The organism is Curtobacterium sp. GD1 (genome assembly GCF_020882855.1).
GTDB lineage: Bacteria > Actinomycetota > Actinomycetes > Actinomycetales > Microbacteriaceae > Curtobacterium.
The window spans coordinates 36139-60918 of sequence record NZ_JAFEVQ010000006.1 but is presented as its reverse complement, the minus strand read 5'-3'; the positions used below and the strand labels follow the sequence as shown (position 1 = coordinate 60918).

The 24780-nt window shown below is 71.9% G+C and carries 23 protein-coding genes; 2 read left to right on the top strand and 21 right to left on the bottom strand.

Annotated elements, in window-relative coordinates; all coding sequences use genetic code 11:
* Window positions 1-532: 532 nt before the first annotated feature.
* The 3 genes from dnaG to dusB form a co-directional block, all read right to left on the bottom strand.
* Entirely contained in the window at window positions 533-2461 is a 1929-nt protein-coding gene (gene dnaG / locus JSX79_RS04800; protein ID WP_229085307.1) for a DNA primase, read from the bottom strand.
* 151 nt (window positions 2462-2612) lie between these two features.
* A complete protein-coding gene (locus JSX79_RS04795) occupies window positions 2613-3902 on the bottom strand; it encodes a deoxyguanosinetriphosphate triphosphohydrolase (protein WP_071294833.1) in 1290 nt (429 codons plus the stop codon).
* Window positions 3899-5071: a tRNA dihydrouridine synthase DusB gene (gene dusB / locus JSX79_RS04790; RefSeq protein WP_070418707.1), complete on the bottom strand. Its 1173-nt coding sequence runs from the start codon at window positions 5069-5071 to the stop codon at window positions 3899-3901. The genes JSX79_RS04795 and dusB overlap by 4 nt, the downstream gene beginning before the upstream one ends.
* Before the next feature lie 47 nt (window positions 5072-5118).
* On the opposite strand from dusB, the gene JSX79_RS04785 reads away from it, so the two are divergent.
* Window positions 5119-5601, top strand: a complete 483-nt coding sequence (locus JSX79_RS04785) for an aminoacyl-tRNA deacylase (RefSeq protein ID WP_229085306.1) — start codon at window positions 5119-5121, stop codon at window positions 5599-5601.
* A gap of 7 nt (window positions 5602-5608) precedes the next feature.
* Here the strand turns inward: JSX79_RS04785 and JSX79_RS04780 are convergent, their stop codons facing one another.
* From JSX79_RS04780 to JSX79_RS04765, 4 genes are all read right to left on the bottom strand, one after another.
* Window positions 5609-5779: a hypothetical protein gene (locus tag JSX79_RS04780; protein ID WP_175473623.1), complete on the bottom strand. Its 171-nt coding sequence runs from the start codon at window positions 5777-5779 to the stop codon at window positions 5609-5611.
* Window positions 5776-6510 carry a DsbA family protein gene (locus JSX79_RS04775; protein WP_229085305.1) on the bottom strand — a complete coding sequence of 245 codons (735 nt, stop codon included), beginning with the start codon at window positions 6508-6510 and terminating at the stop codon, window positions 5776-5778. Before JSX79_RS04775 ends, JSX79_RS04780 begins: the two co-directional genes overlap by 4 nt.
* 134 nt (window positions 6511-6644) lie before the next feature.
* On the bottom strand, window positions 6645-8030 hold the full coding sequence (locus JSX79_RS04770; RefSeq protein ID WP_071294830.1) for a glycine--tRNA ligase: 1386 nt from the start codon (window positions 8028-8030) through the stop codon (window positions 6645-6647).
* A gap of 114 nt (window positions 8031-8144) precedes the next feature.
* Complete coding sequence (locus JSX79_RS04765; RefSeq protein ID WP_229085304.1) at window positions 8145-9194, bottom strand: aminotransferase class V-fold PLP-dependent enzyme; 1050 nt, start codon at window positions 9192-9194, stop codon at window positions 8145-8147.
* A 70-nt stretch (window positions 9195-9264) separates the two neighbouring features.
* Here JSX79_RS04765 and JSX79_RS04760 point away from each other — a divergent pair, with 70 nt between their 5' ends.
* Entirely contained in the window at window positions 9265-10191 is a 927-nt protein-coding gene (locus tag JSX79_RS04760) for a LysR family transcriptional regulator (protein ID WP_229085303.1), read from the top strand.
* Window positions 10192-10266: 75 nt separating this feature from the next.
* Here the strand turns inward: JSX79_RS04760 and JSX79_RS04755 are convergent, their stop codons facing one another.
* The 14 genes from JSX79_RS04755 to dnaJ all read right to left on the bottom strand — a co-directional run bounded on the left by JSX79_RS04755 (window position 10267) and on the right by dnaJ (window position 24749).
* Complete coding sequence (locus tag JSX79_RS04755; protein WP_070418701.1) at window positions 10267-11064, bottom strand: isoprenyl transferase; 798 nt, start codon at window positions 11062-11064, stop codon at window positions 10267-10269.
* A complete protein-coding gene (recO, locus tag JSX79_RS04750; RefSeq protein WP_374474860.1) occupies window positions 11061-11951 on the bottom strand; it encodes a DNA repair protein RecO in 891 nt (296 codons plus the stop codon). Before recO ends, JSX79_RS04755 begins: the two co-directional genes overlap by 4 nt.
* Window positions 11952-12224: 273 nt before the next feature.
* Window positions 12225-13994, bottom strand: a complete 1770-nt coding sequence (leuA, locus tag JSX79_RS04745; RefSeq protein WP_229085302.1) for a 2-isopropylmalate synthase — start codon at window positions 13992-13994, stop codon at window positions 12225-12227.
* Between the two features lie 358 nt (window positions 13995-14352).
* Window positions 14353-15753, bottom strand: coding sequence for an ABC transporter permease (locus JSX79_RS18590; protein ID WP_092387579.1), 1401 nt, complete (start codon window positions 15751-15753; stop codon window positions 14353-14355).
* Window positions 15750-16502 (bottom strand): ABC transporter ATP-binding protein, encoded by a 753-nt coding sequence (locus tag JSX79_RS04735; RefSeq protein ID WP_229085301.1) that lies wholly within the window; start codon window positions 16500-16502, stop codon window positions 15750-15752. Before JSX79_RS04735 ends, JSX79_RS18590 begins: the two co-directional genes overlap by 4 nt.
* A gap of 145 nt (window positions 16503-16647) precedes the next feature.
* Entirely contained in the window at window positions 16648-17322 is a 675-nt protein-coding gene (locus tag JSX79_RS04730; protein WP_229085300.1) for a response regulator transcription factor, read from the bottom strand.
* Window positions 17319-18566: a sensor histidine kinase gene (locus JSX79_RS18585; protein ID WP_139201858.1), complete on the bottom strand. Its 1248-nt coding sequence runs from the start codon at window positions 18564-18566 to the stop codon at window positions 17319-17321. Before JSX79_RS18585 ends, JSX79_RS04730 begins: the two co-directional genes overlap by 4 nt.
* 68 nt (window positions 18567-18634) lie before the next feature.
* On the bottom strand, window positions 18635-19573 hold the full coding sequence (gene era, locus JSX79_RS04720; RefSeq protein ID WP_070418695.1) for a GTPase Era: 939 nt from the start codon (window positions 19571-19573) through the stop codon (window positions 18635-18637).
* Window positions 19570-20892 (bottom strand): hemolysin family protein, encoded by a 1323-nt coding sequence (locus JSX79_RS04715; RefSeq protein ID WP_070418694.1) that lies wholly within the window; start codon window positions 20890-20892, stop codon window positions 19570-19572. Before JSX79_RS04715 ends, era begins: the two co-directional genes overlap by 4 nt.
* Window positions 20893-20896: 4 nt before the next feature.
* Complete coding sequence (gene ybeY, locus JSX79_RS04710; protein WP_070418693.1) at window positions 20897-21358, bottom strand: rRNA maturation RNase YbeY; 462 nt, start codon at window positions 21356-21358, stop codon at window positions 20897-20899.
* On the bottom strand, window positions 21355-22494 hold the full coding sequence (locus JSX79_RS04705; protein WP_070418692.1) for a PhoH family protein: 1140 nt from the start codon (window positions 22492-22494) through the stop codon (window positions 21355-21357). The genes ybeY and JSX79_RS04705 overlap by 4 nt, the downstream gene beginning before the upstream one ends.
* A complete protein-coding gene (locus JSX79_RS04700; RefSeq protein WP_070418691.1) occupies window positions 22484-22837 on the bottom strand; it encodes a histidine triad nucleotide-binding protein in 354 nt (117 codons plus the stop codon). The genes JSX79_RS04705 and JSX79_RS04700 overlap by 11 nt, the downstream gene beginning before the upstream one ends.
* Window positions 22838-22887: 50 nt before the next feature.
* Window positions 22888-23637, bottom strand: coding sequence for a 16S rRNA (uracil(1498)-N(3))-methyltransferase (locus tag JSX79_RS04695; RefSeq protein ID WP_071294822.1), 750 nt, complete (start codon window positions 23635-23637; stop codon window positions 22888-22890).
* On the bottom strand, window positions 23637-24749 hold the full coding sequence (gene dnaJ, locus JSX79_RS04690; protein ID WP_092387589.1) for a molecular chaperone DnaJ: 1113 nt from the start codon (window positions 24747-24749) through the stop codon (window positions 23637-23639). The genes JSX79_RS04695 and dnaJ overlap by 1 nt, the downstream gene beginning before the upstream one ends.
* Window positions 24750-24780 lie beyond the last annotated feature (31 nt).

Below are 24780 nucleotides of genomic sequence, written 5' to 3'. Positions count from 1 at the left end.
GGGTTCGCCGGGTCGCGAGCGGGCGAAAGACGGACCCCTCACGCCCGGCACGCGGCATGTTCCGCCCGCTCGCCGAGCCGCACGCGGCGCGTCCCGCCCGCTCGGCATTCCGGCGGGCCGCCAGGGCGCCCGGCAGGCAGCGCCGAGGTCGCGCGAAGTGCCGCCCCCGAGCATGCCGGCCGGCCGTTCGTGGGACCTCGGCGACGGCCCGGCGGCGCGTCGTGCGACCTCGGCACCCTGGAGGCGCGGCACCAGTCCGCACCGCATCCCCCGGTGACGCTCCGGTCACGTCCACCGCACGCGGGCCCACCTCGTGCGCGTGGCCGGCCCCTGGGCCGAGGTCGCACGAAGTGCCGCACCAGGCGCTACCGACCGACCGCTCGTGCGACCTCGGCGACACGCACGCGGCGCGTCGTGCGACCTCGGCGAGCGACCCCGGGCGAACAACCCCGCGCGAGCGACCCCGCGCGGGCGGCCACGGGCGAACACGGGCGCCCGACCGCACGGCAGCCAGGTGGGCGCCGCGACCCGCCTACGAGTTCGCCGCCGCCTCGGCGTCCGCGCGCAACCGCATCCGCTGCGCGTCGATGTCCACGAGCTGCCGCTGGATCTCCGCCCGCCGATCGGCCTGCTCGTTCGGGTCCGCCCGCTGCAACTGCCCGAGCAGCGATGCCTTCCGCGCGAGCAGGTCCCGCTCCACCAGCGCGACGACGATGCTCCGCGCGTAGATGGCCAGGTCCTCGTCGGTGCGGGCCGGGATCGGTGCGAGCGCGAGCTCCTGAACGAGGCCACGGAACGGCCCCGGCACGTCCTGCAGCAACCGTTCGAGCCAGTCCCCCGCGCCGATCGCGTCGACGTTCGCCACGACGGCGTCCCGCACGACGGACAGCATCGGCGCCGAGAAGGTCGCGGCCGCCGCCAACCCGAGGAGCGGCGCTCCGACGTGCCCGGGCTGCTGCACCATCGCCATCACGGCGTCGCGCTCCATGCGGGTGATCGGATCGCTCGGCAGGAGTCGGAGCCCGGCCACGGGCTCGTCCGGGACGGCGACCGCCTCGCCACCGGAGCCGGCGTGCGTGGCTGGAGCCGCGCCTCCTGAGCGGTGGTCGGTCGTCGACGCGCCCGCGCGCTGCCGGGCGTTCTCGACCGCGCGACGCACCTCGGGGATGTCGAGGCCGAGCCACTTGGCGGTCTCGCGCGTGTACGCCGTCGCGAGCGTCCGGTCGCGGATGCCCGCGACGACCGGTGCGGCGTCGCGGAGGCCGGCGACGCGCCCCTCGGCCGTCTCGATGTCGTGCGCGGCGAGCCGGCGACGGATGATGAACTCGAACATCGGGCGCTTCGTCTCGATGAGGCGCGTGACCGCGGCGTCACCCCGCGCCAGCCGGAGGTCGCACGGGTCGAGGCCGCCCGGCGCGACCGCGACGTAGGTCTGCGAGGCGAAGCGGCTCTCTTCCGCGAACGCCCGCGAGGCAGCGCGCTGCCCGGCCTCGTCCGGGTCGAACGTGAAGACGATGTTGCCGAGCTGCGAGAGGTCGCGGCTGGCCGAGTCGCCGAGCATCGGCCGGAGCACCTTGATGTGGTCGACGCCGAACGACGTGCCACAGGTGGCGACCGCGGTGGTGATGCCGGCGAGGTGGCACGCCATGACGTCGGTGTACCCCTCGACGATCACGACCTGCTTCTGCTTCGAGATGTCCCGCCGGGCGAGGTCGAGCCCGTAGAGCACCTGGCTCTTGTGGTAGATCGGGGTCTCGGGCGTGTTGAGGTACTTGGGGCCCTTGTCGTCCTCGAGCAGCCGCCGCGCACCGAAGCCGATCGTCGCCCCGGTGACGTCGCGGATCGGCCACATGAGGCGCCCGCGGAACCGGTCGTACGGCGACCGGTCGCCCTGGCTGACGAGTCCGGCGGAGACGATCTCCTCGAGCGAGAACCCACGACCGCGCAGGTGGTCCCGCAGTGCGTCGTACGACTTCGGGGCGAAGCCGACGCCGAAGTGCTGCGCCGCCGCGGGGTCGAACCCGCGCTCACCGAGGAACTGCCGGGCCGGCTCGGCCGCCGCCGTCGTGAGCTGCGCGGTGTAGAACTGCTGCGCCGCCTCGTTCGCGGCGATGAGCCGCGCGCGGGCGTTGTAGTCGGTGCGGGGGCCGTCGCCCTCTTCGTAGTGGAGCGTGAAGCCGATCTTCGCGGCCATCCGCTCGACGGCTTCCTGGAAGGTCGTGTGGTCCTGCTTGATGACGAAGTCGAAGACGTCGCCGTCCTCGCCGCAGCCGAAGCAGTGGTACCGCCCGACCTGGGGACGGACGTGGAACGACGGGGAGCGTTCGTCGTGGAAGGGGCAGAGGCCCTTCAACGACCCCACCCCGGCGGACTTCAGGGTCACGTAGTCGCCGACGACGTCGGCGATGTTGACACGCGAGCGGACCTCGTCGATGTCGTTCCGCGCGATCCTCCCAGCCACCCCTCGATCCTAGTTCGTGCGACCGACGTCGGCCGACCGTCACGAGACCTGTGGACAACGGCCAGGAGGCGCGGCTCGGCCCCGCCCCGCCGACGCCGCCCCGCCGCGGGTCGCATCCAGGGCGCGGCGCACGTGGCCGTGCGCGCGACCGTCAGACCGGGATGTGCACCGTCTCGCGGTCCCCGACCACGAGCCGTTTGTGCCACGCCAGCGCACCCTGGTCGGTCAGGCTCGCCACCTGGTCGACCACGGCCCGCAACCGCCCGGCGTCGTCGGACGCAGCACGCCAGTCCGCCGCGAAGCCCGGCTCGAGGTCGGCGCTGCCGCTCGCCGCGAGGGCGTCGAGGAGCTCGGTCAGGATCCGCCGCTGGTCCTCGTACACGGGCTGCCGATCGCCCTGCGTCATGACGAACGCCGCGACGATGCCCTTCAGCACGGCGATCTCGCCGATGATCTCGGGCGGGGTCACGACCGACGCCGCGAAGCGCACGAGGGAGCCCGAGGCGTAGGACTCCCGCGTCGCCGCGGTCGCCGTCCGCGCGAACCGACCGATCAGCTGCGAGGTGAGGTTCTTCAGCCGCGCCAGGTCTCGTCGCGACCCGTCGTAGGAGGTCATCCACAGCGGCAGCGAACGGAGCCGGTCGAACGCCTCGAGCAGCTCGTCGCGGCTGAGGTCCGAGCCGACCCAGGCGTGCATCGCCGACACGATGTCGTTCTCGCCGACGCGGTCGCCCAGGGCAGCGACGTCGATGAAGCCCGCGACGACGGCGTCCTCGAAGTCGTGCACCGAGTACGCGATGTCGTCCGAGAGGTCCATGACCTGCGCCTCGATGCAGCGCTGCCGACGGGGAGCCCCGGCACGGAGCCACTCGAACGCGTCGTGGTCGTCGTCGTAGAAGCCGAACTTGGTGCGGCCGGACGACGCCTCGGACACGCCCTGGGCCGCCGGCCACGGGTACTTGCAGCTGGCGTCGAGCGATGCCCGCGTGAGGTTGAGCCCGTACGGACGGTGGTCCTCGGGCTCGGCGCCGTACACCTTCGGCTCGAGCCGGGTGAGCAGGCGCAGCGTCTGCGCGTTCCCCTCGAACCCGCCGATGCCCGCCGCCCACGCGTTCACGGCCGTCTCGCCGTTGTGGCCGAACGGCGGGTGCCCGATGTCGTGCGCGAGGCAGGCGGTGTCCACGACGTCGGGGTCGAGGCCGAGCGAGTCGGCGAGCTCGCGGCCGACCTGGGCGACCTCGAGCGAGTGCGTCAGGCGGTTCCGGGCGAAGTCGAGCCCGGTCGTCGGACTGAGCACCTGGGTCTTCGCGGCGAGCCGTCGGAGCGCGCTCGAGTGCAGGAGCCGGGCGCGGTCACGGGCGAAGTCGGACCGACGGTTGCCGTGGGTCTCGGGCAGCCAGCGTTCGGCGTCGGCCGGCCCGTACGAACTCGTGGCGCTCATCCGCCGCTGTGGTGCAGCTCGGCGGCGGCGAGGACCTTGCGGAACTCGCTGTCGACGTCGCGCGACTCGAGCCAGCGGTCGGGCAGGGCGGTGCGCTTCGGGTGGCCCGCACGACCTCGGGGCCCCTCGGCGTCGGCACCGGGGTACGGAGCGTCGTGGTCGAGCTGCCCGAGCAGGTCGTCGATCTCCTGCAGGCTGGACGCCATCGCGAGCCCGGACCGGACGTCGCCGCCGATCGGGTACCCCTTGAAGTACCAGGCGACGTGCTTCCGGACGTCGCGGCAGCCGTGCTCCTCGCTGCCGAAGAACTCGACGAGCAGTTCGGCGTGCCGCTTGAACGCCACCGCCACCTCGCCGAGGGACGGCATGTACCGCAACCCCTCGCCGCGGAACGCCGCCGCGAGGTCGCCGAACAGCCACGGCCGGCCGAGGCACCCGCGCCCGACGACGACGCCGTCCGCCCCGGTCTCGTCGACCATGCGCAGCGCGTCGGCAGCGGACCAGATGTCGCCGTTGCCGAGCACCGGGATGTCGGTGATGGTCTCCTTCAGCGTCGCGATCGCCGACCAGTCCGCGTGGCCCGAGTAGTGCTCGTTGGCGGTCCGGGCGTGCAGGGAGACCGCCGCGACGCCGGCGTCCCGCGCGATGCGGGCGGCGTCGAGGTACGTGAGGTGGTCGCCGTCGATGCCCTTGCGCATCTTCACGGTGACGGGGACGTCCCCGGCGGCCCGGACGGTCTTCGTGACGAGTTCCTTGAAGAGGTCGAGCTTCCAGGGCAGGGCCGCTCCGCCGCCCTTGCGCGTGACCTTCGGCACAGGGCACCCGAAGTTGAGGTCGATGTGGTCGGCGCGGTCCTCGCCCACGAGGATCGTCGCCGCCTCGGCCACCGTGTTCGGCTCGACGCCGTACAGCTGGATCGACCGCGGGGTCTCGGACTCGTGGTGCTGGATGAGCTGCATCGACACTGGAGTGCGTTCGACGAGCGCGCGCGAGGTGATCATCTCGCACACGTACAAGCCGGCGCCGTACTCGCGGCAGAGCCGGCGGTAGGCCATGTTCGTGATGCCCGCCATCGGCGCGAGCACGACCGGCACGTCGACCTCGATGGGGCCGATGCGCAGGGGCTTCGCCGGACGGGTCGCCGTCCCGGGTGCGTCAGTGATCGTCATACGTCTCCCATCTTCCCACGTCGGTGCACGCCGGTAGCGTTCTCCACATGACGACCGACGCCATCACCAGGTTCGACGCCGACGCACGGGCCCGAGGGCTCCGGGTCGACGTGGTCGAGCGCCCCGCCGCGGACTCCCTGCACGGGGCAGCCGCACTGCTCGACATCGAGCCCGGCGACATCGTGAAGACCCTCGTCGTGAAGCGGCACGACGGCGGCTTCCTGCTCGCCCTCGTGCCCGGCGGCCGTGCCATCGCCTGGAAGAAGCTCCGCACCGTCGTCGGCGTCAACAAGCTCTCGATGCCCGACGCCGCCACCGCGCTCGAGGCCTCGGGCTACGAACGCGGCACCATCACGCCCATCGGCGCGACGGGCGGCCTGCCGGTCTACGCCGACGAACGGATCCTCGGACGCCGGGTCGCCCTCGGCGCCGGTCGGCACGGCGCGAGCGCCTTCGTCGACGCCGACGACCTGATCGCGGCGTACGGCGCGACGGTCGCCGACATCACCGACGAGGAGCCCGTCCGCTAGCACCCGCTCAGTCGGGGACCTCGGTCCAGACGCCCTCGGCGCCGGGCACGAAGCACGAGTCGCCCTCGCAGACCGGCGCACCGCCGGGCGTGACGAGCGTGAGCAGGGCGGGTCGCGCCTCCTGGCCGTCGGACTGGAGGCGCGGCTCGGCCGAGCCGTCGACGCGGACGTCCGTCATCGGGTCGCCTCCGCTTCTGCTGCCGCGTCCTCGGCGGACCGCTGCTCGGCCTCGGCGACGTCCGACGGGGTCGTCCCGCGGAGGGCGACGACCTGCGTCAGCACCTGCTCGAACGCAGCCGGGTCCTGCGCGCCGGAGACGCCGTACTTGCCGTCGATGACGAAGAATGGGACGCCGTTGATGCCGTACGACTGCGCCTGCGCCTGGTCGGCGCGGACGGCCGCGAGCTGCGAGTCGTCGCGGAGCGTGGCGCGGACCTCGTCCGGGTCGAGGCCGACCTCGGCCGCGAGGGACGCCAGCGACTCGTCCTGACCGACGTGCTCACCACGCTCGAAGTAGGCGGCGAAGAGGCGCTCGACCATCTCGAGCTGCTTGCCCTGCTCCTTCGCCAGGTGGATGACCTGGTGCGCCTTCACCGTGTTGGTGTGGTGCATCGACTCGAAGTCGTAGTCGAGGCCCACGCTCGCGGCGATGCCGGAGACCTGGTCGAGCATCTGCTGCGCCTGCTCGACGGGCATGCCCTTGTGGCCGGAGAGGAACTCGGCCTCGGTGCCCTCGAAGTCCACGGGGGTGTCGGGGCTGAGCTCGAAGGAGTGGTACTCGACCTCGACCGGGGCGCCGTTCGGGGTCGAGGCGAAGGCGGCGACGCCGGCCTCGAACTTCCGCTTGCCGATGTAGCACCAGGGGCAGGCGATGTCCGACCAGACATCGACCTTCACAGAGTCGTTCATGCTGGTCGCAACCGGGGCCGCCGCAGCCGCATTCCCGCGCTGCCGGGCGCGGCGGGCGCGGCGCACAACCAAAAGCACCCCGCGCCGCGCATCAGCGTGGTTCGGGGTGCTTTTGGTTGTGCGAACGGCCGCGCCTACGCGCCGAGCAACCGCGCCGCGAGGTACCCCTGCAGCTGGTCGAGCGCCACCCGCTCCTGCGACATCGTGTCGCGCTCGCGCACCGTCACGGCCTTGTCCTCGAGCGTGTCGAAGTCCACCGTGATGCAGAACGGCGTGCCGATCTCGTCGTGGCGACGGTAGCGACGGCCGATCGCCCCCGCGTCGTCGAAGTCCACGTTCCAGTACTTGCGCAGGTCGTCCGCGAGGCCGCGCGCCACCGGCGACAGCTGCTCGTTGCGGGACAGCGGCAGGACGGCGGCCTTGACCGGAGCGAGCCGCGGGTCGAGCCGCAGGACCGTGCGCTTGTCGACGCCGCCCTTCGCGTTCGGCGCCTCGTCCTCGTGGTAGGCGTCGAGCAGGAACGCCATGAGCGCGCGGGTCAGACCGAACGACGGCTCGATGACGTACGGCACGTACTTCTCGTTCGCGGCCTGGTCGAAGTACCGGAGGTCCTTGCCGGAGGACTCGATGTGGTTGTTGAGGTCGAAATCCGTGCGGTTCGCGACACCCATGAGCTCGCCCCACTCCGTGCCCGCGAACCCGAAGCGGTACTCGATGTCGGCGGTGGCGTCGGAGTAGTGCGCGCGTTCCCCGTCCGGGACGTCGAAGCGCCGCAGGTTCTCCGGGTCGATGCCGAGGTCGGTGAAGAACGCGACCGAGTCGGCGATCCACTGCTCGTAGTGCTCCTGCGCGGAGGCCGGCGGCACGAAGTACTCGATCTCCATCTGCTCGAACTCGCGCGTCCGGAAGATGAAGTTGCCGGGCGTGATCTCGTTGCGGAAGGCCTTGCCGACCTGGCCGATGCCGAACGGGGGCTTCATGCGGCTGGTCGTCACGACCTGCGCGAAGTCCACGAAGATGCCCTGCGCGGTCTCGGGGCGGAGGAAGTTCAGGCCTTCTTCCGACTCGACCGGGCCGAGGTAGGTCTTGAGCATGCCGGAGAACTCGCGCGGCTCGGTCCACTGCCCGCGGGTGCCGCAGTTCGGGCACGCGATCTCGGCCATGCCGCCCTCGGGCTGCCGGTCCTTCTTCGCCACGAACGCCTCGATGAGGTGGTCTTCGCGGAACCGGTGGTGGCAGTGCAGGCACTCGACGAGCGGGTCGGTGAACGTCGCGACGTGCCCGGACGCTTCCCACACCTTGCGCGGCAGGATCACGGCCGAGTCGAGGCCGACCATGTCGCCGCGGCCGCGGACGAACCGCTGCCACCACTGCCGCTTGATGTTCTCCTTCAGCTCGACGCCGAGGGGCCCGTAGTCCCACGCGGAGCGCGATCCGCCGTAGATCTCTCCCGACTGGAAGACGAAGCCACGGCCCTTGGCCAGGGCGATGACGCTGTCGAGACGGGAGGACTGTGCCACGGGATGCTCCAGAGGTCGCCGAGCTGGGTGCCCGGTTCGGAAACGTACCGGGCAAGCGTACCGGCCCCGTGGGCCTCGGCGGACGGGAGGCGCGGTGCCTGTGGAGAACGCGCCTCACCCCTCCGGTCTGAAGCCGTCCACCGCGCCCAGCGCGTCCGCCACGCGCGTCACGTCGTCCTCGTCGTTCCAGAGGTGGAACGCCAGCCGGAGCCGACCGGCCCGCCCGCTCGCGGTGATCCCGGCTGCCGCGATGGCCCGGAGGGCCGCGCCGTCCGCGTCCGCGAACGTCGTGATCGCCTGACCGCTCCGAGGTGACCCGAGCGTGTCGGCGAGCCGGTCCGTGAGACCCGTGGCGTGCCTCCAGGACGACCTCGCGTCGAGCGCGGCGACGTGCCGGAGCGCAGCCACCGCGCCCGGCCAGGCCTGCCACGCCGGCGAGACGTCGAACCGACGCGCGTCGTCGGCGAGCCGCATCGCGGGGCCGTAGCAGGACCCCCACACGTCGGCGCCCGCGTACCACCCGGCCTGCACGGGGCGGAGCCGTTCGAGCGCGGCGTCCGAGAACGTCGAGAAGGCGACCCCGCGCGGCGCGCACAGCCACTTGTACGCGTGCGTGACGGTCACGTCGAACGGGGCCGCGTCCACCGGGAGCACGCCGGCGGCCTGCGTGAGGTCGCACAGCGTGAGTGCGCCGACGGTCCGAGCCGCCTCGAGCACCGGCTCCGGATCGGTGACGACGCCGCTCGACGACTGCACCGCGGACCAGGCGACGAGCGACGTCCCGGGCCGCAACGCGTCGGCGAGGGAGGCGAGCGGGACGCTCCGGACCCGGACTCCGCGGTGCGCCCGGGCGAGGAACGGGAACACGAGCGAACTGAAGTCGCCGTCGGGGACGACCACCTCGGCGCCGTCCGGCAGCGCAGCGGCGACGACCGCGACCATGGCGGAGGTCTGCGACCCCGTGGCGACCCGGGCCCGGTCGACGCCGACGATCCGCGCGAAGAGCGAGCGGCCCTCCTCGACGAGCGCACCGTACGCGACCGGCGTGGACGCGGCGTGCTCCCACTCGTCGAGGTCGGCGCGCATGGCGGTGAGCGTGCCGCGCGTGGGGAGTCCGGCGGTGCAGGCCGCCAGGTAGCCGGAGCCGTCGACGAAGGAGTCCATGCCTCCACGGTGGCGTGGGGTCGCCCATCACACCAGGGCAGGCTTCTTCGATCCCCCATAACATGACGTTGTGGACGACCTCGATCCCCAACTCCTCCGCGTGCTGCGCGCCGTCCGTGACGCCGGCTCGATCAGCCGCGCGGCCGCCGCCCTCGGGTACAGCCAGCCCGCGGTGAGCCAGCTGCTCGCCCGCGCCGAACGCCGGACGGGCCACGAGCTCGTGCTCCGCGGAGCGCGCGGCGTCACGCTCACCGAGTCGGGACGGGTCCTCGCCGACCACGCCCTCGCCGTGCAGGCAGCCCTCGCGGCAGCGCAGGAGGACCTCGACGCCGTCGGCGGCCTCGCCCGCGGACGGGTGCGGATCGCCGGGTTCCCGAGCGCGTCGTCGACCCTCGTGCCGCCGGTGCTCGCCGTGATGTCGGCCACGAGCCCGGGCGTGGTGACCTCGTACGTCGAGGCCGAACCGCCGGAGGCCGTCGAGCTCCTCCGCCGCGGCGAGGTGGACGTGGCGCTGACGTTCTCGCACGCGTTGCAGGGCGACGACGTCGGCGCCGACCCGACGCTCACGACCCGGGTGCTCGGTCGCGACCCGCTCGCCCTCGTGACGCCTGCCCCCACGCTGAGCGGGTCCGCGCACGGTGCCGACGAGGTCGCGGACCTCGCCGCCTTCCGCGAGGCGCGCTGGATCGGCGGGTGCCCGCGGTGCCGAGGGCACCTGCTCGCGTCGTGCGCCGCCTCCGGCTTCACCCCGGACATCGTCCTCGAGACGGACAACGCCGCGGCGGTCGTCGGGTTGGTCGCGGCGGGCCTCGGCGTGGCCCTGCTCCCCCGCCTCGCGCTCACGACCACCGTGGTGCCGCCCGGCGTCTCGGTCACGGCGGCGAGTGACGAGCTCGCGCGGCGCGTCGAGGTGGTGGTGGCACGGGGCGCGGACCGGGTGCCGAGCGTCCGCGCCGCGCTCGACGCGGTCCGCGGCGCGGCGCACCTGCTCGGCTGAGCCGGAGGCGGGCGCTCGGTCGAGCCGGGAACCGTCGGACGGGAGGCGCGGGTCGGCGCCGCCCCGCGCCTCCTGTCAGGCCGTCGGTGCGTCCACCGCCCCGCCGAACCGTCGATCGCGGCGCGCGTACTGCTCGATCGCTCCCCACAGGTCGGTGCGACGGAAGTCCGGCCACAGCCGGTCGAGGAACACCATCTCGGCGTACGCCGACTGCCACAGCATGAAGTTGGACGTCCGCTGCTCCCCCGAGCTCCGCAGGAAGAGGTCGACGTCCGGCAGCTCCGGCACGTACAGCCGCTTCGCGAGGGCCTTCTCGGTGACCTGGCTCGGCTTGAGGCGCCCGGCGGCGACGTCCTCGGCCATGCCCCGCACCGCGTCGACGATCTCGTTCCGACCGCCGTAGTTGACGCACATCGTCAGCGTGCAGACGTCGTTGTCTGCCGTCATGCGCTCGGCGGTCTGCAGCTCGTCGATCACGCTGCGCCAGAGCCGCGGGCGTCGGCCCGCCCACCGGATCCGGACCCCCCACGCGTTCAGTTGGTCGCGGCGGCGGTGCAGGACCTCGCGGTTGAAGCCCATGAGGAAGCGGACCTCGTCGGGCGAGCGCTTCCAGTTCTCGGTCGAGAACGCGTACGCCGAGACGTGCTTGACGCCGATCTGCACGGCGCCGGCGACCACGTCGAGGAGCGATGCCTCACCCGCGCGGTGCCCCTCGACCCGGGTGAGGCCGCGCTGGTTCGCCCAGCGGCCGTTGCCGTCCATCACGATCGCGACGTGCTCGGGGACGAACTGTAGCGGGATCGCCGGAGGGTGCTCACCCGTCCAGTCGACGGGCTTCAGCGGCTCGGACTCGGCGTACCGGCGAGGGCTCATGCAGGGGTTCCTCCGTGGTCGGACGGCTGGTCGGGCGCGTGGCCGGGCGTGTTGCCGGTCGCGTTGCCGGACGGGTCCGACGGCTCCAGCAGCGTGGGTGCCGGGGTCGCGGCGACCGCGGCGGGCACACCACCCGGTGTCGGATGCACCGGGGACGGGTGCTCGGTGCGGTCGACGTGCGGCAGCGACCGGAGCGATCGTTCCAGGTGCCACTGGGCGTACGCCGCCACCACGCCGGACGCCCGGGAGCGCGTGCGCTCGTCCGACGCGTCCACCGTGCTCCAGTCGCCGGCGAGCAGGGAGCCCAGGAGCTGCAGGGTGTCCGGGTCGAGCCGCGGTGTCCCCGGAGGCGCCGCGTGGTCCGCCACCACGCCGCCGAGCTGCACGACGAACGCCGAGTGCGGCCCGGGCTCGCCGGTGACCGCGCAGTCGCGGAACGACGGCGCCCACCCCGCGATGCTCATCGCGCGCAACAGGTACGAGTCGAGCGTCGCACTCGTCACGTGCTCGCCGCGCGCCAGCGACCGGAGCGCCCCGACGAGGAGCAGGTACTGCTGCAGTCCGGCGTCGGCCTCGCTCAGGCGGTCGGCGGTCTCGACCATCGCGCTGGCGGCGGTGTAGGCCCCGTAGTCGGCGACGATCTGCGCGCCGTACGAACCGAGCGACTCGGCCTGCGTGACGATGTCGAGCGAGCGGCCCTCGTAGAACTGGGCGTCGACGACCATGAACGGCTCGAGCCGGGACCCGAACTTCGACGCGGTCCGCCGGACGCCCTTCGCCACCGCCCGGATCTTGCCGTGCTGCCGGCTCAGCATCGTGACGATGCGGTCGGCTTCACCGAGCTTGTGGGTACGCAACACGACGCACTCGTCCCGGTACAGCGGCATTGGTCCAGTATCCCCCGCGCCACCGACGCTCCGCGCCGCTCGCGGCGCGCGAGCGTTCGCGGCGTGCGATCGGGCGGGCGTCGAGCGTGCGGGCGTCGAGCGGGCGGGACACGCCGCTCACGTCCGCCGAGCGGGCGGAAGGCGCCGCTCGCCACCGCCGAGCGGGACAGAAACGTCCCGCTCGCGGCGCGCACGCACGCACGCACCAGCGCGACCACGCACAGGAGGCGCGGTGCGGGACGGACCCACACCGCGCCTCCTGGACGGAACGCGTTACGCCGAGACCAGCTCCGACGCGCCGGACGCAGCCCCCGCGCGCACCGCGCGGTTGACCGCCGAGACGATCGCCTTGAGCGACGCTGTGGCGATGTCGGCGTCGATCCCGACGCCCCACAGCCGGACACCGTCGACGTCGAGCTCGACGTAGGACGCGGCCTGCGCGTCACCCGAGGCGCTCATCGTGTGCTCCGAGTAGTCGTAGAGCGTCACGTCGACGCCCTGGTCCCGCATCACCGTGAGGAATGCGTCGATCGGGCCCGTCCCGACGGCGTCGGACGTGATCGAGCCGTCGTCGACGCGCAGGGCGACCGAGAGCTTCGTCGTGCCGTCGAAGTCGCTCGACGTCGCCGTCTTCGTGATCTCGTAGCGGCCCCACTTGTCGGACTCGTCGGTCGCGGGCAGGTACTCGTCGCGGAAGAGGTCCCAGATGCGCTCGGACGAGAACTCGCCGCCCTCGGCGTCGGTGCGCTGCTGCACGACCCCGGAGAACTCGATCTGCAGCTTGCGGGGCAGGTCGATCGAGTGGTCCGTCTTGAGCAGGTAGGCGACGCCGCCCTTGCCGGACTGGGAGTTGACGCGGATCACGGCCTCGTACGAACGGCCGATGTCCTTCGGGTCGACGGGCAGGTACGGTACCGCCCACTCGATCTCGTCGATGTCCTTGCCGGCGGCCGCGGCCTTGGCCTTCATGGCCTCGAAGCCCTTGTTGATGGCGTCCTGGTGCGAGCCGCTGAACGCCGTGTAGACAAGGTCGCCCGCCCACGGCTGGCGCTCCGGCACCGGCAGCTGGTTGCAGTACTCGACCGTGCGCTTGATCTGGTCGATGTCCGAGAAGTCGATCTCGGGGTCGATCCCCTGCGTGAACAGGTTCATGCCGAGTGCGACCAGGTCGACGTTGCCGGTGCGCTCACCGTTGCCGAACAGGCAGCCCTCGATGCGGTCGGCGCCGGCCATGTACCCGAGCTCCGCGGCCGCGACGGCGGTGCCGCGGTCGTTGTGGGGGTGCAGGGAGAGGATGACGTCCTCGCGGTGGGCCAGGTTGCGGGACATCCACTCGATCGAGTCGGCGTAGACGTTCGGCGTCGCCATCTCGACGGTCGCCGGCAGGTTGATGATCACCTTGCGGTCGGGCGTCGGCTCGAACACCTCGAGCACGGCGTTGCAGATCTCGACCGCGACCTCGAGCTCGGTACCCGTGTACGACTCGGGCGAGTACTCGTAGAAGACCTTCGTGTCGTGCTGCAGGGTCGCCTCGGCCGCGCGGCACAGCTTCGCGCCGGACACCGCGATGTCGACGACGCCCTGCACGTCGGTGCGGAACACGACCTCGCGCTGGACGATCGACGTCGAGTTGTACAGGTGCACGATGGCCTGCTTCGCGCCGTCGATCGCCTCGTAGGTGCGGTTGATGAGGTGCTCGCGCGCCTGGGTCAGCACCTGGATCGTGACGTCGTCGGGGATGGCGCCCTCGTCGATGAGCGAGCGGACGAAGTCGAAGTCGGTCTGCGAGGCGCTCGGGAACCCGACCTCGATCTCCTTGTAGCCCATGCGGACGAGCAGGTCGAACATGGCGCGCTTGCGCTCGGAGTCCATCGGGTCGATCAGGGCCTGGTTGCCGTCGCGCAGGTCGACCGCGCACCACCGCGGTGCCTTGTCGATGCGCTTCGTCGGCCAGGTGCGGTCCGGGAGGTCGACACGGATCTGCTCGTGGAACGGGACGTACTTGTGGATCGGCATCCCGGAGGGGCGCTGGGTGTTCTGCATCGTTTCGTCGCTTTCGTCGTCAGGTGTGGGTCAGGCCACGACGGACTCCGCGACGAGGTGGGCCGTTGTGTCAGGCCTCGTCGCGGCAGCGAAGGAGGAGGAGCGCCGAGTACATCGGGTCCACGGTAGCACCGGCGGCGGCCCGTGTGACAGACCGAGCCGTCGCGGGGCGCCGAGGTCGCACGACCCGCACCCGGCGGCCGGGAGTGCCGAGGTCGCACGACATGCCGCGGCCCGCGCGCCGAGGTAGCACGAACCGTCGCCCGCAAGCGCCGCGAGCGACACTTCGTGCAACCTCGGCCGACCCGAGCGACGGATGGCGCGACCTCGGCGACCGCGAGCGACCTCGAGCGACGGGTCAATCGACCGCCAGCGCCTCCGTCGGCGGCACCCGCATCGCACGCCGCACCGGCGCGATCGTCGCGACCACCGCGAGGACCAACGCTCCCACGACCACGATCCCCACCGTCAACGGCGGCAGCACCGGCGTCGTCGCGAAGCCGAGCGAACCGAGCAACGTCTGCCCACCGACCCACCCGTAGAAGGTGCCGAGCACGAGCCCGGTGACGACGGCTGCGACGACCATCTGGACGGCCTCGGTGACGATCATCCGCCGGACCTGCGCCCCGGTCAGCCCGAGCACCCGCAGCAGCCCGAGCTCCCGCCGGCGCTGCAGCACCCCGAGGGCGAGCGCGTTCACGACCCCCACCGCGGCGATCACGGCGGAGAACCCGACGATGACGCTCACCACGGCGTTCAGCTGGACGAAGAAGTCACGCTGCCCCTCGAGCATCTCCTTCGTCATCTGCCCCTGGTCCATGGCCTGCAGCTGGGCTCCGAGCACGTGCTGCATGATGCCAAGCGCCACGGCGAACGTGACGAGCAGGGTGACGCCGATGACGAGCCCGATGGTCGCCCGTGCGGACCGGCCGGGTGCGCGCATGGCGTTGCGGCCGGCGAGCAGGACGACGGGGTCACGGGCCCCGATGCGTCCGATGAGCTGCAGCACGGGCGGCATCACGATCGTCGCACCGACGGCAACCCCGGCGAAGGAGACGAAGCCCCCGAGCGCTGCCGGCAGGACCGCGATGGGCGAGAGCGCGCTGGCGAGCAGCCCGACGAGCAGGAGCAGGCCGCCCGCAGCCATGAGCACGATCGCCCAGACCTTCCGAGCGGTCCCGGAGCGGACGTCGTCGTGACTCGGTTCGACGCTCGACGAGAGCGCCTCGAGCGGGGTCACGGTGAGCACCCGCCGCGAACCGGCCGCGAACGCACCCCAGGTCGCGAGGACGACCGCCACGACCGGGAGCACGAGCTCCCACGGCACGATCGTGTACGCGGTGTCCGGCAGGAACCCGTTGCCCCGCAGCACGACGACGAAGAGCGCACTGAGCCCCGTGCCGACGACCGCCCCGATCAGACCGCCGAGTACCCCGACGACGAGGCCGGTCCGGGTGATCCGTGCACGCAACGAGGCGCCGGTCGCCCCGACGAGCCGCTGCAGCGCGATGATGCGGGTCTGCCCGGCGATGAGCGTGGCGCAGGTGTTCGCCGTGACGATCGCACCGACGTAGAGGGCGATGCCGAGGAAGAGCCACCCGACGACCGAGAGGATCGCCTTCACCGGGCCGAGCTCGGAGAGACCGGAGGCCGCCAGGGCCTCGGTGACGATCCCGGGCGCGATGACCAGTGCCGACCCGAAGGTGGTGCCGAGCGCCGCGACGAGGACGGTCGGGGCGAACGCGCGGACGCCGTTCACGCTGCGGTCTCCATGCCGAGCATCGTGGTCGAGATCGCCGCAGCATCCATCGCCGGACGATCCCCCACCACACGACCATCCGCCAGGAACAGGATCCGATCAGCATTCGCCGCAGCCACCGGATCGTGCGTCACCATCACCACGCTCTGCCCCCACTCCGACACCGCGCCCCGCAAGATCTGCAACACATCACGACCCGTCCGCGAATCCAACGCCCCCGTCGGCTCGTCCGCGACCACCACCGCCGGCCGCGACGCCAACGCCCGCGCGATCGCCACCCGCTGCTGCTGCCCACCCGACAACTGGTGCGGACGATGCGACAACCGATCCCCCAACCCCAGCATCTCGACGAGACGGTCGATCCACGCCGACTCCTCACGAGTCACCTTGTGCCCACCCAACAGGAACGGCAACCGGATGTTCTCCGCCACGTCCAACGTCGGCACCAGGTTGAACGACTGGAACACGAACCCCAACCGACGACGACGCAACTCCGTCAACTCCTTGTCACCCAGCCCCGTGACGTCCACCCCGTCGATCCAGATCCGACCCGACGACACCTGGTCGAGCCCCGCCGCGACGTGCATCAACGTCGACTTCCCCGAACCCGACGGCCCCATCACCGCCGTGAACTCCCCCGCACCGATGTCGACGCTCACATCGTCCAACGCCGTCACCCGCCGCACGGCATCGCCGTAGTGCTTCGAAACGCGGTCGAGACGGATGATCGGTCTGCTGCTCGTGGTCATGACTCCACGATGACGGCCAGGAGGCACGCCCCGCGTCGGCCCAGCGGCTCCTGTGGATCGTCCGCTCGGCTCCACTGCCTGGGGAGAAGTCATCCTGACGGATGACGGACCGTCAGCGCGCAGCGCGCAGCCGGACGCCCCGCGGTCAGTCGGCCTTCGCGACCAGACCGTGCTCGTGCGCGAACACCACGAGCCGCACCCGGTCCCGCAGCTCGAGCTTCGTGAGGACGCGCGAGATGTGCGTCTTCACCGTCGCCTCGCTCACGTACTCGTGCTGCGCGATCTCGCTGTTGCTGAAGCCCCGCGCCGCCAGGTCGAAGATCTCCCGTTCCCGCGGCGTCAGGTCGTCGAACGCGGCCGGCACCGAGGCCGCCTGCTCGCTCGTGTCCTCGTAGCGCCGGAGGAGCTCACGGGTCGCCGACGCCGCGAACACCGCGGTCCCGGCGTGCACCGTGCGGATCGCCGCGAGCAGGAACTCCGGGTCGGCGTCCTTCAGCACGAAGCCGCTGGCACCGGCTCGGATGGCCTTCGCCGCGGCCTCGTCGAAGTCGAACGTGGTGAGCACGAGCACCTTGGCGCCGTCGGTCCCGCTGTCCTCGACGATGCGGGCGGTGGCGGTGATGCCGTCCATCACCGGCATGCGGACGTCCATGAGCACGACGTCGGGACGCCCGCGCCGCACGAGCTCCACGCCCTCGGCACCGTCGCCGGCCTCGCCGACGAACTGCAGGTCGGCTTGCGAGTCGATGAGCATCCGGATGCCGGTGCGGAACAGGGCCTGGTCGTCGACGAGCGCGACGCGGATCGGGGTGTCGTTCATCGGCCGGTGCGCTCCTGGAGGGTCGAGGGTGTGGTCGGGACGAGCCCGCGCGGCATCTGGCCGCTCGCGGGGACGGACGGCATCCGGACCGCGACCGCGAAGTCGTCGCCCCGCGGTCCCGCGGTCATCGTGCCCCCGGTCATGGTGGCACGTTCGCGCATGCCGACCAGCCCGTGTCCGGTACCGGGCCCGCGCGTGCCGTCGTCGGCGCGCCGGTTGACGACCGTGATCTCGACGGTGTCCGGCCGGTACGTGAGGCTCGCGCGCACCGGGGTGTTCGGCTCGCCGTGCTTCCACGCGTTCGTCAGGCTCTCCTGGACGATCCGGTAGACGGCGAGCTGGGTCGTGGTCGGCAGCCCCGACGAATCGCCCTCGCGCTCGACCCGCACGTCGAGGCCGACGCCACGCATCTCGCCGATCAGACGGTCGATGTCGTCGATCTCCGGGGTCGGTGCGGTGCCCTGCTCGTGCCGCAGCGCACCGAGCAGTTCGCGCACGTCGCCGAGCGCACGGCGGGCGGTGCTCGAGATCGTCCCGAGCGCCTCGTCGGCGATGGCGGGATCTGCCTTCAACGCGTACCGGGCGCCGTCCGCCTGGGCGATCACGACCGCCAGCGAGTGCGCGACGATGTCGTGCATGTCCCGGGCGATCCGGACGCGTTCCTGCTCCACGGCGACGGCGCGATCGGCCCGTGCGGCGTCGCGCTCGGCGAGGAGCTGGGCCTCTCGGCTCATGCTCGCCGACCGCCGGGTGCGGAGCACGAGACCGGCGAGCCACGGCAGGAGGAGCAGCAACAGCACGATCGCGAAGTAGGCGATCGCGACCTTGAGCGACTCCTGCTCGGGCGTCGTCGCCGTCACGATGCCCTGCCGCTGCCGGTAGTCGTCGAGACCGAGGTAGACGGCCGCCGTCACGGGGCCGACGATCGACGACACCAGGCCCGCCAGCCGGACGCGCCGGCTGCCGTAGCGGCTCGTCGAGTACACCACCCCGGCGATGAACGCGTTCGACAGGTCGGGCATCTGCAGGGTGACCATCTCGAGGACGGCGAACACCCACGCCACACCGAGCGCGAGCCCCGGCGACAGGCGCCGGAGCGCCAGCGCGGCCGTCATGCCGAGGACCGTCAGGAGCGCGAACGGCGAGTCCAGTCCCCGCGCGGTCACGACGAGCACGAGCGCGCCGAGCAGGACCGCGATCACGACGTCGGTGATCACCTGCGCGCGCAGCATGGGACGGAACACCACACCACGGTACGTCCAGGAGGCGCGGTGCGCGTCCGCCTCCAGGTTGACGTCAGCAGACGGTCGGTTCAGAAGCCCAGTCGCCCGAGCTGCTTCGGGTCGCGCTGCCACTCCTTCGCGACCTTCACCCGGATGTTGAGGTACACGTGGCGGCCGCCGAGCAGCGCCTCGATCTCGGTGCGGGCCCGCGACCCGACGTCCTTGAGGCGCTCACCCTTGCGACCGATGACGATCGCCTTCTGGCTGTCCCGCTCGACGAAGAGGTTCGCGAAGATGCGCAGCGGGCCGTCCGGTTCGTCGTCCTCGTCGGGCTCGACGACGTCCTCGATCACGACGGCGAGCGAGTGCGGCAGCTCGTCGCGCACGCCCTCGAGCGCGGCTTCGCGGATGAGTTCGCCGATCCGCTCCTCGTCGGTCTCCTCGGTCACCGCGGCGTCGTCGTAGAGCTGGGGCGACTCGGGCAGCAGCGACGTGATCACGCCGAGCAGGTCCTCGAGCTGCAGTCCCCTCGTGCCCGAGGTCGGCACGATGGCGTCCCACTCGCGCAGCTTCGACACCGCGAGCAGTTGCTCCCCGACCTTGTCCTTGGCGGCCCGGTCGATCTTCGTGACGATGGCGACCTTCTTCGCACGCGGGTACTGGTCCAGCGTGTCGTTGATGAACCGGTCGCCGGGGCCGATCGGCTCGTTCGCCGGGACGCAGAGCCCGATGACGTCGACGTCCCCGAGGGTGGACTGCACGAGGTCGTTCAGCCGCTCGCCGAGCAGGGTGCGCGGTCGGTGCACGCCGGGGGTGTCGACGATGATGACCTGGCCGTTCGGCCGGTGCACGATCCCGCGGATGGCGCGGCGGGTGGTCTGCGGCTTCGACGAGGTGATCGCGACCTTCTGGCCGACGAGCGCGTTCGTCAGCGTGGACTTCCCGACGTTCGGGCGCCCCACGAACGAGACGAACCCGGCACGGTACGGCTCGGTCGGTCCGGCGGTGGCTGGCGTGGTGTCGGTCATGCGTGCGTGGTTCCCGTCGTGGTGGATGCTGCGTCGTCGAAGGCGTCCTCGACGTCCGCGAGTCCGGGTGTGCGCTCGGCGAGCACGGTGATGAGGTGGCGGCGCTTGCCCTCGACCCGGTCGGCCGTGAGCACGACGCCGGACACGGTGACGCTGTCGCCGCTGATCGCCAGGTGGCCGAGCTCCTTGGTGAGCAGCCCGCCGGCGGTGTCGACGTCGTCGTCCTCGAGCTCGATGCCGAACAGGTCGCCGAGGTCGTCGATCGGCAGTCGGGCGGAGATCCGCCAGACGCCCGGCTCGACCTCGACCCGGTCGACCACGGCGCGGTCGTACTCGTCCGAGATGTCGCCGACGAGCTCCTCGATGAGGTCTTCCATCGTGACGAGCCCGGCGACGCCGCCGTACTCGTCGACGACGAGCACGAGGTGGTTCTTCGCGACCTGCATGTGGCGCAGGGTGTCGTCGGCGGCCTTCGACTCCGGCACGAACTCCGCCGGGCGCAGGAGCGTCGTGACCCGCTTGGTACCGGACCCCGGGCGCTCGTACAGGGCCCGGGCGACGTCGCGCAGGTAGAGGACCCCGAGCACGTCGTCGCTGCCCTTGCCGGTGACGGGCATGCGGGAGACGCCCGCGGCGAGGAACTGCTCCATGCCGCTCGCGAGGGTGTCCGAACCGTCGACGGTGAGCATGTCGGTGCGCGGCACCATCACCTCGCGCACGAGGGTGTCGCTGAACTCGAAGACCGAGTGGATGAGCTCGCGGTCGTCCTGCTCGAGGACGTTGCTCTCGGTGGCCTCGTCGACGAGCGACAGCAGCTGCTCCTCGCTCGACACCGTCGAGGCACTGCCCCCGCGCCCGGGCGTGACGCGGTCGCCGATCGCCACGAGCAGGCCGGCGAGCGGACCGAGCACGATGCGCACGGCCCGGACGAGCCCGCCCGTGGTCGCGATGAGCCGTTCGGCGTGCGCGCGACCGACGCTGCGCGGGCTGGACCCGACGAGGACGAACGACACCGCGGTCATGATCGCGGCGGCCACGATGAGCGCGACCCACCACGTGTCGAAGACCATCACGAGTGCGATCGTGACGAGCACGGCGGCGGCGGTCTCGGCGAGCACCCGGAAGAAGTTGAGCGCGTTGACGTGCGCCCCGACGTCGTCGCCGACCGCCTCGATGGCGCGGCGGTGCTTGCTCTCCCGCGCGATCTCGTCGAGGTCGGCGCGGGACAGGACGGAGAGCGCGGCGTCGGACGCGGCGAGCAGGCCACCGACGACGACCAGCACGAACGCCACCGCCAGCAGGCCGACGACGAGCAGCATCAGCTCACCGCCCGCGGCGCTGGGCGGCGAAGGCCGTGAGGATCTCGCCCTGCAGCCCGAACATCTCCGCCTTCTCGTCCGGCTCGGCGTGGTCGAACCCGAGCAGGTGCAGGATGCCGTGGCAGGTCAGCAGGAGCATCTCGTCAGTGCTCGAGTGCCCGGCGGTCTTCGCCTGTTCCTCGGCCACCTGCGGGCACAGCACGATGTCGCCGAGCAGCCCGGCGGGCGTCGGGTCGTCCTCGGTGCCCGGACGGAGTTCGTCCATCGGGAAGCTCAGGACGTCGGTCGGCCCGGGTTCGTCCATCCACCGGACGTGCAGCTGCTCCATCGCGCCCTCGTCGACGAGCACGATCGCGAGCTCCGCATCGGCGTGGACGTGGAGCGCATCGAGCGCGAAGGCGGCGAGGCGCTGGATGGCTGCCTCGTCGACCTCGACGCCGGACTCGTTGTTGAGCTCGATGCTCACCGGTTCCCTCCTCGGGAGTCGTTCTGGGGGTACGGGGAGCGCTGGCGGTCCTGCGGCGGACGCCCCCGTCGCTCGGCGCGGTTCGCACCGGCGGGGTTCGGCGTGGCGGCGCTGCCCCGGCCGCCCGGGCGGTACCCGGACTGCTCGGCGAGGCGTTCCTCGTCGTAGACGGTGTAGGCGTCCACGATCCGTCCGACGAGCGTGTGGCGGACGACGTCCTCGCTGCCGAGGCGGGCGAAGTGGATGTCGTCGACCTCGCCGAGGATGCGCGTGACGAGCCGGAGCCCGGACAGGTTGCCCGGCAGGTCGACCTGGGTGATGTCACCCGTGACGACCATCTTCGAGCCGAACCCGAGCCGCGTCAGGAACATCTTCATCTGCTCGGGCGTCGTGTTCTGCGCCTCGTCGAGGACCACGAACGAGTCGTTCAGCGTGCGTCCGCGCATGTACGCCAGCGGGGCCACCTCGACCGTGCCGGCGGCCAGGAGCTTCGGGACCAGCTCGGGGTCCATCATCTCGTTGAGCGCGTCGTAGAGCGGGCGCAGGTACGGGTCGATCTTGTCGGTGAGGGTGCCCGGCAGGAAGCCGAGCCGCTCGCCGGCCTCGACCGCGGGGCGCGTCAGGATGATCCGGGTGACCTCGCGTCGCTGCAGCGCCTGGACGGCCTTCGCCATCGCCAGGTACGTCTTGCCGGTACCGGCGGGGCCGATGCCGAACGTGATCGTGTGCTCGTCGATGGCGTCGACGTAGGCCCGCTGCCCGTCGGTCTTCGGCCGCACGGACTTGCCGCGGCTCGACACGATCGGCGTGCCGAAGGTGTCGGACGGCTTGCGGTCCTCGTCCAGGAGCTTCGCGGAGACGGGGATGTCGGACGGCCCGATGTCCTGCCCGCGCTTCACCATGCCGACGAGCTCGTCGACCAGGGCGTGCGCGCGCGCGACGTCGCGTTCGGGCCCGGTCAGCGTGACCTCGTTGCCACGCACGAGCACGCGGACGCCCGGGTACTGGCGTTCGACGGTCTTGAGCAGTCGGTCCTGGGGGCCGAGCAGCTGCACCATGGCGATGCCGTCGACCTGGATCGAGGCCGACACGTCCGTCGGGTCGGCCGGGGTGGGTGCTGGTTCGTTAGCCGGCAAGGGTGCCTTCCTGCAGTTCACCTGCGAGTACGTGCGCGTGCACGTGGAACACGGTCTGACCGGCGGCTTCGCCGGTGTTGAAGACGAGTCGGTACTGGCCGCCGGCGCGCTCGTCGGCGATGCGCTGCGCGGTGGCGACCAGGTGGGCGAGGAGGTCCGGGTCACCGGCTGCGAGCTCGGTGACGTTCCGGTACTGCTCGGTCTTGGGGATGACGAGCACGTGGACGGGTGCCTTCGGCGCGATGTCCTCGATGGCGATCACGCGGTCGTCCTCGGCGACGACGGTCGCCGGGATCTCGCGCGCGATGATCCGGGAGAAGATGCTGGGCGTGCTGGTGCTCATGGCTCCATCGTAGAACGCGGTACCGACGCCACGCCTTCCCGATCCGGGCGCTACCAGCGACCGAGCCGTGTCTGGAGGACCGCGAGCGCGGCCGGGCCGGCGGTGGACGTCCGGAGCACCGTGTCGCCGAGGCGGACCCGGACGGCGCCGGCGGCCACCAGCCGGTCGAACTCGGAGCCGTCGATGCCGCCCTCGGGTCCGACGACGAGGACGATCTCGGCGACGTCGCTCGGCGGTTCCCACTCGGAGAGCCGGACGTCGCCGACCGGGTCCAGCACGAGGACGGCGCGAGCACCGTCGGCCGCGCCGGGAGCCGGAGCCGCGAGCTGCCCGGTCGTCACCGGCGCGTCGACGACGGGCACCCGGGAACGGATCGCCTGCTTCGACGCCTCGTGCGCGATCGCCGTCCAGCGTGCGCGGCCCTTCTCGACCTTCGCGCCGTCCCAGCGGGAGACGCTGCGGGCCGCCGACCACGGCACGATCCGGTCGACACCGATCTCGGTCGCCGCCTGCACCGCCATCTCGTCGCGGCCGCCCTTCGCGAGCGCCTGCACGAGCGTGAGCGTCGGTGTGGGGGCGTCGTCGACGGCGACCGTGGACACCGCCAACGAGAGCGTGTCCCGCCCGAGCGCGGCCACCGCCCCGGTCACGACGGTGCCACGACCGTCGGACAGGCGCAGCGTCTCCCCCACCCGGACCCGGGCGACCGTGACGGCGTGGCGTCCCTCCGCCCCGTCGAGCGGGACGGTGTCGCCGACCGTGACGCCGTCGAGCGACCCGACGAGGTAGAGCGACGCCATCAGAAGTTGAAGAACCGGTCGCGGAGCTTGCCGAACATGCCCTGCTGGAAGCGGGCGAGCTGCGGCTTCGCGGCCTTGTGCGACTTCGCGAGCTGCTCGACGAGCTGCCGTTCCTTGTGCGAGAGCTTCGTCGGCGTCACGACCTGCACACCGACCCGGAGGTCGCCGCGACCGTTGCCCCGGAGCTTCGTGATGCCGCGGTCCTTGATCACGAGGACGTCGGCGCTCTGCACACCCGGCCGGACCTCGAGCTCGACCGGACCGTCGAGCCCGTCGATCGTCGTGGTCGTCCCGAGCACGGCGTCGGTCATCGCGACCTCGAGCGTGGCGAGCAGGTCGTCCCCGTCGCGGCTGAAGACGTCGTGGTGGCGCACCCGGATCTCGAGGTAGAGGTCACCGGAGGGGCCACCGGCCGGGCCGACCTCGCCCTGGCCGGGCATCTGCAGGCGGAGCCCGGAGTCGACTCCGGCGGGGACGTCGACCGGCACCGTGCGACGAGCGCGGACGCGTCCCTGGCCCTGGCACGTCGGGCACGGGTTCGGGATGACGGTGCCGTACCCGCGGCAGGTGCCGCAGGGCGCGCTCGTCACGACGTTGCCGAGGAGCGAGCGGACCTGGCGCTGGATGTGGCCGGTGCCGCCGCAGATGTCGCACGTCTGCGGGCTCGTGCCCGGCGCGCAGCAGGAACCGCCGCACGTCTCGCACAGCACCGCGGTGTCGACCTCGACGTCCTTGTGGGTACCGAAGACGACCTCGTCGAGGTCGACGTCGATGCGGAGCAGGGCGTCCTGCCCGCGCTCGGCACGGCTGCGCGGGCCGTTGCCACGACCGCCGCCGCCACCGCCACCGAAGAACGCGTCGAAGATGTCGCTGAACCCGCCGGCTCCGCCACCGAAGGGGCTGTCGGCCTGGGGCCCGGCGTCGTACCGGCGGCGCTGCTCGGGGTCGCTCAGCACGTCGTACGCGTGCGTCACGTCCTTGAAGCGCTCGGCCGCATCGGGGCTCGGGTTCACGTCCGGGTGCAGTTCGCGCGCCAGACGGCGGTACGCCTTCTTGATGTCGGCATCGGAGGCGTCCTTCTGGACGCCGAGGACGTCGTAGTGGTCTGCCACGTATCCCTCAGTCGGTTCGGTTCGGTTCGGT